This is a genomic window from Amycolatopsis anabasis (genome assembly GCF_009765355.1).
Lineage (GTDB): Bacteria > Actinomycetota > Actinomycetes > Mycobacteriales > Pseudonocardiaceae > Amycolatopsis > Amycolatopsis anabasis.
Genome location: NZ_VTHK01000010.1, coordinates 89,093 through 104,811, shown reverse-complemented (window position 1 = coordinate 104,811; position 15,719 = coordinate 89,093). Strand labels below are relative to the sequence as shown.

19 protein-coding genes are annotated in these 15,719 nt (G+C 68.6%); 6 read left to right on the top strand and 13 right to left on the bottom strand.

Features of this window, described 5'->3' with window-relative positions; all coding sequences use genetic code 11:
• Nucleotides 1-104 precede the first annotated feature (104 nt).
• From FXO23_RS15610 to FXO23_RS15595, 4 genes are all read right to left on the bottom strand, one after another.
• Nucleotides 105-731, bottom strand: coding sequence for a MarC family protein (locus FXO23_RS15610; RefSeq protein WP_158885386.1), 627 nt, complete (start codon nt 729-731; stop codon nt 105-107).
• 3 nt (nt 732-734) lie between these two features.
• Nucleotides 735-1,595 carry a PHP domain-containing protein gene (locus tag FXO23_RS15605; protein ID WP_425484864.1) on the bottom strand — a complete coding sequence of 287 codons (861 nt, stop codon included), beginning with the start codon at nt 1,593-1,595 and terminating at the stop codon, nt 735-737.
• A 71-nt stretch (nt 1,596-1,666) separates the two neighbouring features.
• The gene (locus FXO23_RS15600; RefSeq protein ID WP_158885382.1) at nt 1,667-2,227 is read right to left on the bottom strand and encodes a PH domain-containing protein; all 561 of its coding nucleotides are present in this window, start codon (nt 2,225-2,227) and stop codon (nt 1,667-1,669) included.
• A 20-nt stretch (nt 2,228-2,247) separates the two neighbouring features.
• The gene (locus tag FXO23_RS15595) at nt 2,248-2,409 is read right to left on the bottom strand and encodes a hypothetical protein (protein WP_179956778.1); all 162 of its coding nucleotides are present in this window, start codon (nt 2,407-2,409) and stop codon (nt 2,248-2,250) included.
• 181 nt (nt 2,410-2,590) lie between these two features.
• On the opposite strand from FXO23_RS15595, the gene FXO23_RS15590 reads away from it, so the two are divergent.
• Entirely contained in the window at nt 2,591-3,004 is a 414-nt protein-coding gene (locus FXO23_RS15590) for an NUDIX hydrolase (RefSeq protein ID WP_158885380.1), read from the top strand.
• Here the strand turns inward: FXO23_RS15590 and FXO23_RS15585 are convergent.
• The 3 genes from FXO23_RS15585 to FXO23_RS15575 are packed head-to-tail and all read right to left on the bottom strand — an operon-like array spanning nt 3,001 to nt 6,296.
• A complete protein-coding gene (locus FXO23_RS15585) occupies nt 3,001-4,608 on the bottom strand; it encodes an acyl--CoA ligase family protein (protein WP_158885378.1) in 1,608 nt (535 codons plus the stop codon). The genes FXO23_RS15590 and FXO23_RS15585 overlap by 4 nt on opposite strands.
• A 40-nt stretch (nt 4,609-4,648) precedes the next feature.
• Entirely contained in the window at nt 4,649-5,755 is a 1,107-nt protein-coding gene (locus tag FXO23_RS15580; protein ID WP_179956777.1) for a DUF2332 domain-containing protein, read from the bottom strand.
• Nucleotides 5,756-5,792: 37 nt separating this feature from the next.
• A complete protein-coding gene (locus FXO23_RS15575; RefSeq protein WP_158885374.1) occupies nt 5,793-6,296 on the bottom strand; it encodes a MaoC family dehydratase in 504 nt (167 codons plus the stop codon).
• 317 nt (nt 6,297-6,613) lie between these two features.
• Between FXO23_RS15575 and corA the strand changes: the two genes are divergently transcribed.
• From corA to FXO23_RS15550, 5 genes are all read left to right on the top strand, one after another.
• On the top strand, nt 6,614-7,699 hold the full coding sequence (corA, locus tag FXO23_RS15570) for a magnesium/cobalt transporter CorA (RefSeq protein ID WP_158885372.1): 1,086 nt from the start codon (nt 6,614-6,616) through the stop codon (nt 7,697-7,699).
• Between the two features lie 178 nt (nt 7,700-7,877).
• Complete coding sequence (locus tag FXO23_RS15565) at nt 7,878-8,555, top strand: metallophosphoesterase family protein (RefSeq protein WP_158885370.1); 678 nt, start codon at nt 7,878-7,880, stop codon at nt 8,553-8,555.
• Nucleotides 8,552-9,394, top strand: a complete 843-nt coding sequence (locus FXO23_RS15560; RefSeq protein ID WP_158885368.1) for a chromosome partitioning protein ParB — start codon at nt 8,552-8,554, stop codon at nt 9,392-9,394. Before FXO23_RS15565 ends, FXO23_RS15560 begins: the two co-directional genes overlap by 4 nt.
• A gap of 97 nt (nt 9,395-9,491) precedes the next feature.
• The gene (locus FXO23_RS15555) at nt 9,492-10,328 is read left to right on the top strand and encodes a helix-turn-helix domain-containing protein (protein WP_158885366.1); all 837 of its coding nucleotides are present in this window, start codon (nt 9,492-9,494) and stop codon (nt 10,326-10,328) included.
• A 14-nt stretch (nt 10,329-10,342) separates the two neighbouring features.
• Nucleotides 10,343-10,582, top strand: a complete 240-nt coding sequence (locus FXO23_RS15550; RefSeq protein WP_158885364.1) for a DUF397 domain-containing protein — start codon at nt 10,343-10,345, stop codon at nt 10,580-10,582.
• A gap of 23 nt (nt 10,583-10,605) precedes the next feature.
• Here FXO23_RS15550 and FXO23_RS15545 read toward each other — a convergent pair whose 3' ends face one another.
• From FXO23_RS15545 to FXO23_RS15520, 6 genes are read right to left on the bottom strand one after another with little or no spacing between them, the layout of a single operon-like run.
• On the bottom strand, nt 10,606-11,046 hold the full coding sequence (locus FXO23_RS15545; protein ID WP_158885362.1) for a type II toxin-antitoxin system VapC family toxin: 441 nt from the start codon (nt 11,044-11,046) through the stop codon (nt 10,606-10,608).
• Complete coding sequence (locus FXO23_RS15540; protein WP_158885360.1) at nt 11,043-11,348, bottom strand: Arc family DNA-binding protein; 306 nt, start codon at nt 11,346-11,348, stop codon at nt 11,043-11,045. The genes FXO23_RS15545 and FXO23_RS15540 overlap by 4 nt, the downstream gene beginning before the upstream one ends.
• Before the next feature lie 55 nt (nt 11,349-11,403).
• Nucleotides 11,404-12,585, bottom strand: a complete 1,182-nt coding sequence (locus tag FXO23_RS15535; protein ID WP_158885358.1) for an ABC transporter ATP-binding protein — start codon at nt 12,583-12,585, stop codon at nt 11,404-11,406.
• A 3-nt stretch (nt 12,586-12,588) separates the two neighbouring features.
• A complete protein-coding gene (locus FXO23_RS15530) occupies nt 12,589-13,431 on the bottom strand; it encodes a carbohydrate ABC transporter permease (RefSeq protein ID WP_158885356.1) in 843 nt (280 codons plus the stop codon).
• A complete protein-coding gene (locus tag FXO23_RS15525) occupies nt 13,431-14,360 on the bottom strand; it encodes a carbohydrate ABC transporter permease (protein WP_246257331.1) in 930 nt (309 codons plus the stop codon). Before FXO23_RS15525 ends, FXO23_RS15530 begins: the two co-directional genes overlap by 1 nt.
• 47 nt (nt 14,361-14,407) lie before the next feature.
• A complete protein-coding gene (locus tag FXO23_RS15520) occupies nt 14,408-15,715 on the bottom strand; it encodes an ABC transporter substrate-binding protein (RefSeq protein ID WP_158885352.1) in 1,308 nt (435 codons plus the stop codon).
• Nucleotides 15,716-15,719 lie beyond the last annotated feature (4 nt).

Below are 15,719 nucleotides of genomic sequence, written 5' to 3'. Positions count from 1 at the left end.
GGGACCTTCGCTGCCGCGAAACCGGAGCGGGGGACCTTTACTACAGAAATACGTGAGCGAAGGTCCCTTCCTGCTTCCGCGTCGCGGCCAGGGGGTGGCCGGGGTCAGGCGCCCGCGATGAAGCCGCGCACCGAGTTGGCGACCAGTTCGACCGCGATCGCGGCGAGCAGGAGGCCGGCGATCTTCGCGAGCAGCGTGATCCCGCTTTCCTTGATCAGCTTGATCACCACGCCCGAGTACCGCATGCACGTGTACAGCACGAAATGCACCGCGACGATCGCCAGCGCCAATGCGACGTACGCGCCGAGCCGCCCCTCCGCCTGCCGCACGAACACGATCGTCGCGGCGATCGCGCCCGGTCCGGCGAGCAGCGGCGTGCCGAGCGGCACCAGCGCCACGTTGACGTCGTCGGCGACCTCGGGTTCGCTGCCGCCCTTCCCGGTCAGCAGGTCGAGCGCGATGAGCAGCAGGAGCAGGCCACCCGCCCCCTGCAGCGCCGGGATCCCGATCCCGAGGTAGGACAGGATCGCCTGGCCCGCCACCGCGAACAGCGAGATCACCAGCAGCGACACCAGCACCGCCTGCCGCGCCGCCCGCGCCCGGACCGCGGGCGACTTGCGCCCGGTGAGGCTCAGGAAAACCGGGACCGTGCCCGGCGGGTCCATGATGACGACCAGCGTGATGGTCGCCTCCATGAACAGCTTCGGTTCGAAGAAGTCGGTCAGCGCCACCGGTCAGCCCGTCCGGACCCGGGCGCCGGTCGCCCGTTCGACGATCGCCTCGAAGACCTCCGGGTCCGTGGTCTCCTGGCCGAGGCCGATCGTCTTGTTGGTGCCGTGGTAATCGCTGGACCCGGTCTTCAGCAACCCGAGCTCGTCGGCCAGCCCGCGCAGTTTCGCGCGGGCCTCCTCGTCGTGGTTGGGGTGGTCGACCTCGACGCCGCCGAGGCCGCGGTCGGCGAGTTCGGCGATCGTGGCGGCGGAAACGGTCGCGCCGCGCGAGTACGCGAAGGGATGCGCGAGCACGGTGACCCCGCCCGCGTCGGCGATCATGTCGATCGCCGTCTCCACCGGGGTGTCCTCCCGCGGCAGGTAGTAGCCGCGGCCGTGGCCGAGGTACTCCGCGAACGCCTGGTCGACCGATTCCACCAGCCCGGCGCGAACCAGTGCCTGCGCGAGGTGCGGGCGACCCGCGGGGGCGTCCTCCGGCAGCAGGCCGAGCACCTCGTCCGCGTCGATCGGCAACCCGTCGGCGGCCATCCGCACGGCCATCGCGTGCAGGCGCGTCCGCCGCTCGAGGCGGAGCCGCAGCTGCTCGGTGACCAGCGCGGGCGAATCCGGATCGAACAGGTAGGCCAGCAGGTGCACGCTGATGCCGTATCCGGCGTCCCGGTGGGACACGCAGGACAGCTCGGCGCCCGGCACGAGCGTGAGCCCGGGCGGCAGTGCCTCGGTCGCACGAGCCCAGCCCGCGGTGGTGTCGTGGTCGGTCAGCGCGACGACGTCGAGCCCGGCGCGCGCCGCGGCGGCGACCAGCTCGGCGGGGGTGTCGGTGCCGTCCGAGACGTTCGAATGGGTGTGCAGATCGATGCGCATCGGACCCATTCTTGCCGACCGCCCCCGACCAGTCTCTACCAGGTGGAACGACCGTCAAGCGAGAACACGTTCTAGCCGACCATCTTCTTGCCGCGCGCGGCGCGCTGGGCCTTGATCATCGAGAACCGCTCGGCCTGCTTCTGCTTGTCGCCGAACACCAGCTCGGAGATCGTGTCGTAGAACTCCTCGGGGCGGGGCAGGTACTCGATCCGGTTCAGCGCCTGGATCTGACCGGCGGACTCCACGACCATCGTGCCGTAGCCCAGCATCCGGCCGTTCCAGGTGCGCTCGTAGGTGAGGTCGGTGACCTTGCTGATCGGCATCATCAGCACCTTGGTGGTGAACACCCCGGTGGTCATCACGAACCGCTTGTCCGTGACCACCAGGCGCTCGACCCACCACTCCATCACCTGGTAGGCGTAACGCAACACGACGAGCAACGCGGCGTACCAGAGCACGTTCTGCAGCACCCACATCGACGGCGGGAGCAGGTAGGACACCATCACGCAGATCGCGATGAGGGCGACCGCTTCGAAGCTGTCCCACATGAGGTACGCCCAATGGCGGCGGATCCGGATGACCCGCCGCTCGGTGTCGAGCAGGTACTCGTCGGGGTCGCGTGGGGCGAACATACCCGGAGACTATCCGTCGATCAGCTGAACACGTTGCGGACGAATGTGATCACCGATTCCGCCGAATCCCGCAGGAAGCCGATGATGTTGTTGACAAGACCCGCTGCTTGTCCAGGCTGGGCGATCACGAAAAACAGAACCAACGCGATTGCCGCGATACCGATAAGCTTTTTCGCGTTCACAACGATCAATCCCGTCTCTTGCGTACGCCTGTCTTGCAAGGGCAACCAGTTACGTTGTACCGCACCGCCCTGCGTTACGGGAGGAAAGTCCCGCGCTTGGGTCAGCGACCGGTTGAGAGTGTACCGTACGACTACTCTCCGTGTACACCGTGGTCCGGATCACCCCGGTTAACCTCTCCCAATGCAGGTGAACGACCAGAATTCCGTGCGGTGCGTAGGCGGAATCGTGTACGACGGCGCGGGCAGACTACTGCTCGTCCAGCGCGCGAACGAACCGGGCCGCGGCCGCTGGTCGCTGCCTGGTGGCCGGGTGGAAGGGGAGGAAACGGACGCCGCCGCGGTGATCCGGGAACTGCGCGAGGAAACCGGGCTCGAGGTGCGCCCGGGCGCACTCGTCGGCACGGTGGTGCGCGGTCCGTACGAGATCTTCGACTATCGCTGCGCGGTGACGGGCGGACGGTTACGGGCTGGTGATGACGCCGCCGACGCGCGCTGGGTCGGCGCGGCGGAGATCGCCGAGCTCGACGACGCGGGAGCCCTCACCGACGGCCTGGTCGACACGCTCCGTAACTGGAACGCCCTGCCGTCGGCCTAACCCTGGACTCGGCGGTCGCGCCCCGCCCATTCCCGTTCGCGGAGCTGGAACTTCTGGATCTTGCCGGTCGAAGTCTTCGGCAGTTCCGGCACGAACTCGACCGCCTCGGGCACCTTGTACCGCGCGATCCGCCCACGCACGTGCTCGAGCAGGGCCTCCGCGTCGGGGGTCGCACCGGGGCGCAGCACCACGTAGGCCTTCGGCCGCTCGCCCCACTTCTCATGCGGCACCCCCACCACGGCGACCTCGAGCACCGAGGGGAACGCGTAGATCGCCGCCTCGACCTCGATCGTCGAGATGTTCTCGCCGCCGGACACGATGATGTCCTTCGCCCGGTCCCGCAGTTCGATGTACCCGTCCGCATGCCACACCCCGAGGTCCCCGGAGTGGAACCAGCCGCCGCGGAACGCCTTCTCGGTCGCCTCGGGATCGGCGAAGTACCCGGACATCACGTTGTTGCCGCGCATCACCACCTCCCCCATGGTCGCCCCGTCGCGCGGCACGTCCCGCAGCTGTTCGTCCACCACCCGGATCTGGTCGGCGACGATCATGCCGACCCCCTGCCGGGCCAGCAGTGTGCTGCGCGCGGCCACGTCCAGCTTCGCCCAGCCCTCCTGGTACTCGCACACGGTGTAGGGCCCGTAGGTCTCGGTCAGCCCGTAGACGTGCACCAGCCGCGCGCCCAGCCCGGCCATCCGCTCGATCACCGTCGGGCTCGGCGGCGCCCCGGCCGTGGTGACCACGACCTCGTTGGCCAGCGGATGCGCGCCCTCGTGGTTCGCGATGGTGACCAGCACGGTCGGCGCGCCGTTGAGGTGCGTGACGCCCTCGGTGTCCAGCAGCCGCCAGATCTCGGCCGCGTCCACCGCGCGCAGGCACACGTGCGTGCCGCCGATCGCGGTCACTCCCCAGGTCGTGCACCAGCCGTTGCAGTGGAACATCGGCAGCGTCCACAGGTACCGCGACTCCGGCGTGTGCCGCGAGTGCACGACCTCGGCGAGCGCGTTCAGGTAGGCGCCGCGGTGGTGGTACATCACGCCCTTGGGCTTGCCGGTGGTGCCCGAGGTGTAGTTGATCGAGATCGTGCCGCGCTCGTCCTCGACGGTCCACGGCAGCGGTTCGTCGCTCCCCCGCGCGAGCAGTTCGGCGTACGAGATCCCGCCGACGGCCGGATCGGGCCGGGCACCGGAGGCCGGATCGGTGACCGTGACGATCTCCGCGAGCTCCAGTTCGGCGGCGATCGGCGCGATCGAGGCGTGCAGCCCGGAGTCCGCCACCAGCACCCGGGCGCCGGAGTGCTCGAGGATGTGCCGGATCTCGGCGGGGGCCAGCCGGGTGTTGATCGCCACCAGCACCCCGCCCGCCAGCGGGACGCCGAAATGCGCGACCAGCATCTCCGGGATGTTCGGCAGCAGGTAGGCCACCCGGTCGCCGGGTCCGACGCCGGTGGCGCGCAGCGCGTGCGCCAGCCGGGTCGCCTCGGCGGCGAACTCGCGGTAGCTGGTGCGCCGGTCGCCGTAGACGATCGCGGTCTTGTCCGCGAAGACCTCGGCCGAGCGCTCCAGGAACGCCAGCGGGGTCAGCGGCGTGTACCAGGTGTCCATGGCGCCCCATCCTCACCAGAGGCCGGGCGCCGCACAACCACTAGAGCCAGGTCATGCGCTGGCCGTGGGGGTCCGTGCGGGCGAGCGCCCTCGCCTGGATGGAGCCGCCGGACCAGTGCGCGAGGCCGAGCACGCACGGCGGCTCGCCCGCTTCGGTGCGCAGATCGTCGCGGCCGGGCAGGACGTAGGCGAGCCCGGCCTGGTAGGGCCCCTGGCTGACCCACCACAGTGGACGGTCAGCCGCGATGTCCCCCAGCGCGGCGACGAAATCCGCGCGCCGCCGCTCGGGGAGGTAGACCAGCGCGTGGCTGGTGAGCACCACGAGCGGGAGTTCGGCGGGCACCCGGGCCGCCGCGGCGGCCAGATCGTCCACCGCGTCCCCGGTGACGAACTCCGGCGGATCCTTGCGCTGGGCGGCCGCGGCGGTGCGCAGCAACCGGATCCGGTCCACCTGATCGGCCCAGACGCACGCTTCGAGCCAGGCCAGTTCGTCCTCGTCGTCGGCGTCCACCGGCGCGCGGTCCAGGCCCACCTTCGCGGCGACGGCCAGTTTCTTCGGCAGCTTCGGCACGGTCGCGCCCGGCGCCAGCTCCAGCGCGCAGTGCAGCCCGACCGCGGCCTTGGCCGGGCCGACGGCGAGCTGCTCACCGCCGTCGCACTGGTAGCGGTAGCCGTACTTGTCCAGCCCGAGCAGCAATCCCGCGCTGCAACCCGCCTCCAGCAGTCCGACCTTGCCGCCCGCGTCCTTCGCCGCCAGCGCGACCCCGGGGTAGAGCAGGGCCGCGCGGCGCACCTCGTTGGTCTGGGTGAACCGCGTGCCGATCAGCTCGCGGGCCTGGTCCGCGCGCTCGAGCAGGAACGACCGGAACAGCGGCCAGGTCTCCGAATCCACCCCGTCGAATCCGCCCAGCGAGGGGTAGTACCGGGACAAGGGGTGGATCGGATCCGCCTGGATGAGCCGGTGCGCGACCGCGAGCAGCAGGTTCGCCCGCGCGTCCTCGGGCGCGGCGTGCGTGAGCAGCCCGGCGATCTCGTCATCGTCGGCGGCCCGCGACGCCAGGTGGTCGTACAGCGGCGAGTTGCCGCGCGCCTCGCGCTCGGCGAACCGCCGCAGCCGCCGCTTGACCTCGTCCAACTCGATCGACACGCTGCCTCCAGGCCGCACTTCGTCGGCTAAGTGCGGATCACTCGTGGGGTACCGGGCGGCCGGGTTGTTCGCCGCCGCGGGTCTCACCATACGAGCGTTTCGGCACCATGACCTTCCGGCGGAACACGCACACGATCGTGCCGTCCTGCTTGTACCCGCGGGTCTCCACGTACACCACGCCCCGGTCGTCCTTCGACTTCGACGGCGTCTTGTCCAGGACCTCGGTCTCACCGTAGATCGTGTCGCCGTGGAAGGTCGGCTTCACGTGCCGCAGCGACTCGACCTCCAGGTTGGCGATCGCCTTGCCGGAGACGTCCGGCACCGACATGCCCAGCAGCAGCGAGTAGATGTAGTTCCCCACGACCACGTTCTTGCCGAAATCCGTGGTCTCCCCCGCGTAGTGCGCGTCCATGTGCAGCGGGTGGTGGTTCATGGTGAGCAGGCAGAAGAGGTGGTCGTCGTATTCGGTGACCGTTTTGCCGGGCCAGTGCTTGTACACCGCACCCACCTCGAACTCCTCGAAGTACCGCCCGAACTGCACGATTTGTCCTCCTCGGGTAACGCCACATCGACCTCTGACGACATGGGGTGATGTTGAGGAGTACCCTCGACCATTGGTGTCAGTGCGTCAACGCGAGCAATGACACGTTGTCGCAGCCGCCGACCCGAGGAGGTGAGGAACGCACGATGAGTAGTGGCGATAGTCCGCTCCCTAGTAGTCCCAGCGTTCCCCGCACGCCGGTCGGCCTGCCTTCTCACTGGTAGCCCGGGCGCGAACCGGGACGCTGGTTGTGCCGGGCGGACCCCGATCCGTTCGGCGCGTCGTAGCCATGCACGACGTCAGCCCCAGGAGATGCCATGCCTGCGATTCCTTCCCTCGGCGGTCTGCGAGGCCGGGGCAACGGCCGCGCCGCGCGCGTCGAGCCGCCCATCCCCGTCCCCCTTTCGGCGTACGTCGTCGACTGCGCCGTCTACGTCGACGGCGAGCGCCAGCCCGGGCGCTGTTCGCACATGGACGCCATCAAGGAGGTCCGCGAGCAGGGCGACGGTTTCGTGTGGATCGGCCTGCACGAACCCGACGAGATCCAGATCCAGGGCATCGCCGAGACGTTCGGGCTGCACGAGCTGGCCGTCGAGGACGCGGTGCAGGCGCACCAGCGCCCGAAGCTCGAGCGCTACGACGACACGCTGTTCATGGTGCTCAAGACCGTCCGGTACGTGGAGCACGAGTCGCCGACCACCGCCAACGAGATCGTCGAGACCGGCGAGCTGATGGCGTTCCTCGGCCAGGACTTCATCATCACCGTCCGGCACGGGAACCACTCCGGCCTCGCCCGGCTGCGGCACGAGCTGGACGCCGATCCGGAGCGGCTGCGGCTGGGCCCGTCGGCCGTGCTGCACGCGATCGCCGACCACGTCGTCGACCACTACCTCGACGTCACCGCGCGCATCGAGGGCGACATCGACGAGATGGAGACCCAGGTGTTCGCGCCGCGGTCCTCGGTCAGCGCGGAGACCATCTACTTCATGAAGCGCGAGGTGCTCGAGCTGCGCCGCGCGGTGATGCCGCTGGCCACCCCGCTGCGCCGCCTCGCCGAGGGCTACACCCGCCTGGTGCCCGACCAGGTGCGCTCCTACTTCCGCGACGTCGACGACCACCTCACCACGGTGTCCGAGCGGGTGGCCGGGTTCGACGAGCTGCTCACCACCCTGGTCGACGCCACGCTGGCGAAGATCACGCTCCAGCAGAACACCGACATGCGCAAGATCACCGCGTGGGCCGCGATCGTCGCCGTGCCGACCGCGGGCGCCGGGATCTACGGCATGAACTTCGACTACATGCCCGAGCTGCACTGGCAGTTCGGCTACCCGATGGTCATGTGCGTCATTCTCGGCGTGTGCCTGCTGCTCTATCGAATATTCCGGAAGAACCGCTGGCTCTAGAAGTTCTTCCGACCATTCGATTGAGAGGAGTTCTGCCATGCCTCGCCTGCTCACGAACCTGAAGTTCTGGGGACTCATGTTCGCCGTCGTCTGGGTCGTGGTGGTCACCGCGATCATCGCCCGGGATCCGGGCTTCGCACACGGCACGCGCTGACCAGCCAGGACGTACCCTGGGCGCATGCTCCGCGCGCTGGTGGTCGCCGACGAGGTGGACGAGCGGCTGTGGACCGCCGCCGTCCACGAGTTCTCGGTCGACCTGGTGCTGGGCGCGGGTGATCTGCCCTACAAGTACCTGGAGTTCCTCGCCGGTTCACTGGATGTTCCCTGCGTGTTCGTCCCCGGCAACCACGATCCGGATCTGAGCGGTTTCACCCGGTACGGCGGGCTGTCCATGCGGGACGGTTTCCCGGCCGCCTGGCCCGGCCCGGCGGGCGGGATCAACGCCGACGCGCGCGTGGTGGACGTGGCCGGGCTGCGGATCGCCGGGCTCGGCGGGTCGATCCGGTACAACGACGGCCCGAACCAGTGGACCGAGCGCCAGCAGGCGCGCCGCGCGCGCAGGCTGGTGCGCGCGGCCGGGCGCCAAAGCCGCCGCGACGGCCGCGGGGTCGACGTGCTGCTGACCCACGCACCGCCGCGCGGCGTCGGCGACCGGGACGACCCGCCGCACCACGGGTTCGAGTGTCTGCATCGGACGGTCGAGCGGCTGCGGCCGAAATGGTTGCTGCACGGGCACATCCACCCGTACGGCGAGCGGCTCCCGGACCGGCGGATGGGGGAAACCCGGGTGCGCAACGTGGTGGGCCGGCAGATCATGGAGTTCGACGTACCCGCCGAGCACGAGGTGAAGTCGTGAGTCGCGACACCGGGTTCCCGAAGGCCGACGCCGAGCACGACTTCCTGCGCGCGCGGCGGCGCCAGGTGCTCTCCCGGCTGGCCACCTGGCTGCGCCGCGAGCCCGACGACGTGAACATCATGTTGCCGTTCCACGAGGTCGTGGACGCACTCGGCTACCAGAGCGAGCGGCGGATCGGGCTGCGGGTGATCCGGCTCGATTCGATCGTGGGCAGCGTGGACCGCGGCCGCGACTTCGACCGCCGGTTCCGGCCGACCTCGGGCCGGGTGCGGGAACGCTGGGAACGCCTCGCGCTGGCCGCGCGGCGCGGGGAGAGCATCCCGCCGATCGAGGTGTACCGGATCGGCGAGCTGCACTTCATCATCGACGGCCACCACCGCGTTTCCGTCGCTTACGCGCAGGGACTGTCCACAATAGAGGCTTCGGTGACCGAGGTGCGGACCAAGCTGAACCCGAGCGGGATCCGGTACCGCGGCGACCTGATCGTCAAGGACTACCGCCGGTTGTTCCTGGAACGGGTTCCGCTCACCGGCCAGGCGCGCGCCTCGGTGCTCGTGTCGGATCCCTGGGACTACGCGCAGCTCGGCGAGCACGTCGAAGCGTGGGGCTTCCGGCTGATGCAGGACGAATGCGCCTACCTCGACCGGCCGACCATCGCGAAGCGTTGGTACGACGAGGAATACGTGCCCGTGGTCGAGATGCTGCGGCAGGCCGACCTGATCGGCGCCCGCACCGAGACCGAGGCGTACCTGTGGGTCGCGAGCGAACGGTACCGCCTGATCCGCACCCACCGCTGGGACGACGACGTCATCGAAACCCTCCGCAACACCCGCAGGTGACCCGATCCGGTGATCGGTGCGGGATCCCGCGCCGCACCTCCCGCGGCGAGAGTGCTCCGCGCGCGAGCATGAAACGGGTGCACGGGGAGGTCCTTGCGTGGCGCGGTACAGCGTTCCTTCGATCAGGCGGCTGCAGCTGGGCCGGGAACTGCGCGACCGGCGCCACCGCGCGGGTCTGACGCTCGAGCAGGCGGCCGAGGACCTCGACATGTCCCCCAGCGGCCTGCACCGCGCGGAACAGGGCTCGGTGACCGTGCATCCGCTGCACGTGCGCGCGATGGCCGAGCTGTACCGGGTCTCCCTCGACGACCTGGAACACCTGATGGCCATCGCCCGCGAAGCCATCAAACGCAACCACAACCTCATCGAAGGCGTAACCGCCAACAGCTACCCCGCCCTGGAGTCGGAAGCAGTAACAGTCCGCAACTTCCAGCTCGCGACTGTGCCGGGACTACTCCAAACCGAGGATTACGCCCGCGCGTTGTTCACTGTGGGCGACACTCGCGAGAAGAACCGCAACCTCCGGATTCGGATGGGCCGCGCCAAGCGGCTATTCGGCGAAGACCCGCTCACATTGCACGCGATTGTCGATGAGACCGCGCTCGTCCGGCCCATCGTGGAACCCGCGCTGCTGGCCGCCCAGATGCGCCACATCCTGGAAATGTCCGAGCTGCCGAACATCACCGTGCAGGTGGTTCCCGCGCAGATCGGAATGTACAGCGGCCTGACCGGAGCCTTCACCGTGCTCACCTTCCCCGAGGACACCATCGCCGACATCGGATACGTGGATCATGCCGCTGGAAACCTTCAGCTGGTCAAGGAAAGCCAAGTTTCCGATCTGATCACCAAGTTCAAGCGGCTTGCTAAGCTCGCTCCCGGCGAGCCCGACTCACGAGACCTCGTCGCCCGGCTCGCCCGCGACTTGAGTACCTGAGGTGAGCCGTGAACTTGGATCGAGCAGTCTGGCGCAAAAGCAGCCACAGCCATGGCGAAAACACCGCGTGCGTCGAGGTGGCCTTCTGGCGCAAGAGCAGCCACAGCCAAGGCGAAAACACCGAATGCGTCGAGGTGGCCTTCCTGCCCGAAGCCGCCGTCGCGGTCCGGGACTCCAAGAACCCCACCGGCCCCGTCCTCACCTACCCGCCCGCCGCCTGGCTCGCCTTCCTCGCGAGTCCCGCGTTCCGGTAGCGCGAGTTCCCCGTTTCGGTAGGTCAGGCTTCGGGGAGGAGGTGGAAGCCTTCCCCGATGGCGGCTTCGCACAGGCGTTTGTCGAAGGCGGCGAAGGTGCGGCACTCGGGATCGGCCGAGGCCGCGAGCTGGGCGGTCGCCAGTTGCACGGCGTCGAATCCGCGCAGGCCGTGCACGCCGGTCAGCCGGGCCGCCACATCGAAGATCAGCTGGGACACCGGGATGACCTCGAAACGCGGGGCTCGCTTCGGGGTGCCGTGGTAGTCGGCCTCGAAGGCGGACAGGAGCCGCCGGGCGCCGGTGGCCGTCAGCCCGCCGACGCGGTGCTTCCGCCAGATCGCGGACGGCACCTCGACCGAGGCGATCTGGGACACCACCACGGCATTCAAGGCGCGAACGCGGTCGTGGCCGTGCTCCGGGACGTAGAACTTGACCAGCGCCGACGTATCGGCGAAGGCGCTCACCTCGGTTCGCGCTCTTCGACGACCAGATCGGACAGCAGCGGCCCCCGGGCAGCCGCCTCCCGGCCTGCCTCGGCGACCGCCACCGGATCCGGCTCCGGCCGCGGGTCCCTGGGCGCCAGCAACAAGCCCGCGCGGGCCAGGCGTTCGCGCAGGCGCTGCCGCTCGTCCCCCGCCCACTCCGGATTCGTGGCCGCGTCGAGCACCTGGGTGATGTACTCGTTCATGCTTCTCCCCTCCCGCTCGGCCACCTGACGCACTCGGTCCACCAGTTCATCCGTCGCGCGCCATGAAACCTGAGCCATGCATGCATGCTAGCACGAATGCAGGCATGCATGCATGGCTCGAGGAGGGAGAACCTCAGCCCTCGTAGGTCAGGTTCTTGCCCGAGGACGGGTCGAACAGCTGCACCTTGTCCGCGGAGAACCAGACGTCGACGTTCCCGCCCTCGGTCACCGAGGAGGCCGCCGAGAGCCGGGCGACGATGTTCGCGCCGCTGTCCGGGACGTCGTCCGAACCGGAGTCCGCGGCCAGCTCCTGCAGTTCCGAGGTCGACGCCAGCTCACCTTCCACGGTGAAGTGCGCGTACTTCTCCGACCCCATCGACTCCAGCACGTCGACCTGCGCAGTGAACGTGGTGCCGCCCTGTTTCTGGGCGTCGTCGAGCAGGGCCGCGTCCTCGAAGTGCTCCGGCCGGATCCCGGCGATCACCTCGCGCGGGGCGTCGGCGGCCTCGACCAGCCGCCGCACCCGGTCGGACAGGACGAAACCGCCGAGCGGGCCCCTGATCCGCCCCTCCTCGAGCGTCACCGGGACGAAGTTCATCGACGGCGAGCCGATGAACCCGGCGACGAACAGGTTCGCCGGCTGCTCGTAGAGGAACTGCGGCGAGCCGATCTGCTGCACGTGCCCGGCGCGCAGCACCACGACCCGGTCGCCCAGGGTCATCGCCTCGGTCTGGTCGTGCGTGACGTACAGCGTCGTGGTGCCCAGCTGCTTCTGCAGCTTCGACACCGAGGTCCGCATCTGCCCGCGCAGCTTGGCGTCCAGATTGGACAGTGGCTCGTCCATCAGGAACGCCTTGGGGCTGCGGACGATCGCCCGGCCCATCGCGACCCGCTGGCGCTGGCCACCGGAGAGGTTCGCCGGTTTGCGGTCCAGGTGCTGGGTCAGGTCCAGGATGCGCGCGGCCTCCTCGACCTTGGACCGCACCTCGGCGTCGGGCACCTTCGCCAGCCGCAGCGGGAACGCCATGTTCTCCCGCACGCTCATGTGCGGGTACAGCGCGTAGGACTGGAACACCATCGCGATGTCGCGGTCCTTGGGCGCGCGCTCGTTCATCCGCTGGCCGTCGATGCGCAGCTCACCGGAGGAGATGTCCTCCAGCCCGGCCACCATGTTCAGCGTGGTCGACTTCCCGCAACCCGAAGGCCCCACCAGGATGATGAACTCGCCGTCGGCGATCTCGATGTCGACCTCGGACACCGCGAGCGCACCATCGGGGTACCGCTTGCTCACCTTGTCGAGAACGATCTCAGCCATTTGCTACCCCTTAACGGCGCCGGACGTCAGCCCCGCGACGATGCGGCGCTGGAAGAACAACACGAACAGGATGATCGGGATGGTGATCACCACGGCGGCCGCGGAGATCGTCCCGGTCGGGTCCTCGAACTGCGAGGCCCCGGTGAAGAACGACAGTGCCGCCGGGACCGTGCGCGACGCCTCGGTGGACGTCAGCGAGATGGCGAACAGGAAGTCGTTCCAGCAGAAGATGAACACCAGGATCGCCGTGGTGAACACGCCGGGCGCGGCCAGCGGGGCGATGACCCGCCGGAACGCCTGGCCCGGGGTGGCGCCGTCCATCTTCGCGGCCTTCTCCAGCTCCCACGGGATCTCGCGGAAGAACGCCGACAGCGTGTAGATCGCCAGCGGCAGCGCGAAGGTGATGTAGGGCAGGATCAGCCCCGGCCAGGTGTCGAACAGGCCGAGCTGCCGTTCGATGTTGAACAGCGGCGTCACCAGCGAAACCTGCGGGAACATCGCGATCAGCAGCGACACCCCGACCAGCAGCTGCTTGCCGGGGAAGTCGAGCCGGGCGATCGCGTACGCGGCCATCGTGCCGAGCACCACGGCGATCACCGTCGCGATGATCGCGATGCCGATCGAGTTCACCAGCGCGCGGATGAACTCGGTGGTGTCGAAGATGTCCGCGTAGTTCTGCAGGGTCCACTCGCGCGGGATGAAGTTCCCGTCGGTGAGCGTTTCCTTGGTCTTGAAGGAAAGCGAGACGATCCACAACACCGGGACGATCGCGTACACCACGACCACGATGTCGATCAGCGTCCACTTGACCTTGCGGCCGGTGGTGACCGCACCTGTGATGGCCATCAGCGCTTACCCCCTTGATCGCTGCCGGGCGCGGCCGTGCCGAACAACTTGATGAACACGAACGCGATGAGCGCGACCGTGAGGAAGATCAGCACCGCCATCGTCGAACCGATGCCGAGGTTCAACCCCTTGAGCAGGTTGTTGTAGGTCTGCATCGACACCGACGACGTGTCCTGCGCGCCGTTGGTGAGCACGAAGATGTTGTCGAAGATCCGGAACGCGTCCAGCGTGCGGAACAGCAGCGCCACCAGGATCGCCGGTTTCATCACCGGCAGCATCACCTTGGTGAACCGCTGCCACGCGTTCGCGCCGTCCATCGAGGCGGCCTTGAGCAGGTCGTCGGGCACCAGGGCCAGCCCCGCCATCAGCAGCAGAGCCATGAACGGCGTGGTCTTCCAGACCTCGGCCAGCACGATGATGCCCAGCGAGGGCAGCCATTCGGTCAGCGGCGCGGAATCCGACGCGAGCAGATCGGCCAGGTAGCCGGTCTTCGGCGTCCACGCGAAGTACCAGGAGAACGCCGCCACCACCGTCACGATGCCGTACGGGATCAGGGAAACCGTGCGCACCAGGCCGCGGCCGACGATCGTGCGGTGCATGATCAGCGCGAGCGCCATGCCCAGCACCAGTTCGATGGCCACCGAGACCACGGTCAGCAGCATGGTCGTGCCGAACGCGGTCCACCAGTAGCCGTTCGTCAGCACCGCGGCGTAGTTGGCCAGGCCCACGAACTCCTGCTGCGCCGGGAACCGCAGGTCGTACCGTTGCAGCGAGAGCCAGATCGAGTAGATGATCGGCCACCCGGTGACCGCGATCATCACGATCGCGGCCGGGGCGCACAGCAGCAGCCCGAGCCGCCGCTCCGCCTTCTTCCCCTCGCTCAGCGCGGGTTTCTTGTGCTTGGCCGGGGTCCGGCCCGCCTCCTTGATCGCCGTCGAGCCGACGACCGTCTCGGCCGGTGAAGGTCCCTGGGTGGTCACGGGATGACTCCCTTCGACTGCAGCGCATCACCGATCTGCTCGCGGAGCTTGTCCGCGGTGGCCTTCGGGTCGATGGCCGAGGGCGGCGAGAGCAGTTTGGAGATGACCGTGGACGCGCTCTGGTAGGCCGGGGTGAGCGGCCGGACCGCGGCGTTCTTGAGCGCGGCGAGAATGGTCTCGCGCATCGGGTACTTCGTGTCCATGCTCGGGTTGTCGTCACCCGCCGGTTTGCTCGGGTCCAGCCCGGTGGTGTCGGTGTAGATCGCCTCGATGGTCGGCGGGACGCCGTCCTTGAGCGCGGAGAACTTCTGGTTCTCCTGGCTGCGCAGGCACAGCGCCGCCTCGAAGGCCTCCGGCTTGTGGTTCGAGTACGAACTCACCGCCAGGTCGTACCCGCCGATCGTGGTGCGCGGCGGCGTTCCCGGGATCACCGCGGGATAGGTGGACCACTTGAAGTGCGGCAGGTCCGCCTTCTTCTCCTTGGCGAAGGACGGGTAGACGAACGGCCAGTTCAGCTCGAACGCACCCTCGCCGCGCTGGAACGACTGGCGGACGTCGTCCTCCTTCTGGTTGGTCAGCGACGGGTTGGTGATGCCCGAGGAGGTGACCCGCTTGAGGATCTCCAGGGCTTTCACCGCGCCCTCGTCCATCACCACGGATTTGCCGTCGTCGGAGATGATGTGCCCGCCCGCGGACTCGACCAGCGTGTTGTAGATGACCACCAGGCCCTCGTACTGGGCGCCGGTGAACAGGATCTGGTGCGGTTTGCCCTGCGCCTTGAGCGCCTCGGCCTGGGCGATCATCTCGTCCCAGGTCTCCGGGGGCTTCGGGGTGACCCGGTCGTCGTACCAGAGCAGCTGGACGTTGGTGTTCTTCGGCGCGCCGTAGAGCTTGCCCTTCCAGGTCGCCGTCTCCAGCGGGCCGGCCAGCACACCTTCGGAGGCCTTCGCCTTGTTGTCACCGGTCCATTCCGCGGCCCAACCGGCCTCGGCGAACTCGGACACCCAGTTCACGTCCAGCCCCAGGATGTCCAGGGTGTCGTCGCCCGCGGCGAGTCGCCGGACCATCTGCTGGCGCTGGTCGTCCGCGCCGCGTGGCAGCTTGTTGTAGACGATTTCGTAGCGTCCGGCGGCTTTCTTGTTGCAATTGTCCACAACGGACTGGAAGTTGTCTTCCGGCGCGTAGTAGATGTTGATTTTCATGCCGCTCGCCGAACCACAGGCGGTCAGCAGCCCCGCCGCCATCATCCCGGCACCGAGCGCGGCGGCGATTCGACGTCGTGGTCGACCGCTCGCTTTCCCCATCAGG

Coding starts and splice junctions, on each gene's coding strand:
- FXO23_RS15605 (WP_425484864.1), bottom strand. CDS start 1,595: ATGCGCATCGATCTGCACACCCATTCGAACGTCTCGGACGGCACCGAC.
- FXO23_RS15600 (WP_158885382.1), bottom strand. CDS start 2,227: ATGTTCGCCCCACGCGACCCCGACGAGTACCTGCTCGACACCGAGCGG.
- FXO23_RS15590 (WP_158885380.1), top strand. CDS start 2,591: ATGCAGGTGAACGACCAGAATTCCGTGCGGTGCGTAGGCGGAATCGTG.
- FXO23_RS15585 (WP_158885378.1), bottom strand. CDS start 4,608: ATGGACACCTGGTACACGCCGCTGACCCCGCTGGCGTTCCTGGAGCGC.
- corA (WP_158885372.1), top strand. CDS start 6,614: ATGCCTGCGATTCCTTCCCTCGGCGGTCTGCGAGGCCGGGGCAACGGC.
- FXO23_RS15565 (WP_158885370.1), top strand. CDS start 7,878: ATGCTCCGCGCGCTGGTGGTCGCCGACGAGGTGGACGAGCGGCTGTGG.
- FXO23_RS15540 (WP_158885360.1), bottom strand. CDS start 11,348: ATGGCTCAGGTTTCATGGCGCGCGACGGATGAACTGGTGGACCGAGTG.
- FXO23_RS15535 (WP_158885358.1), bottom strand. CDS start 12,585: ATGGCTGAGATCGTTCTCGACAAGGTGAGCAAGCGGTACCCCGATGGT.
- FXO23_RS15530 (WP_158885356.1), bottom strand. CDS start 13,431: ATGGCCATCACAGGTGCGGTCACCACCGGCCGCAAGGTCAAGTGGACG.
- FXO23_RS15520 (WP_158885352.1), bottom strand. CDS start 15,715: ATGGGGAAAGCGAGCGGTCGACCACGACGTCGAATCGCCGCCGCGCTC.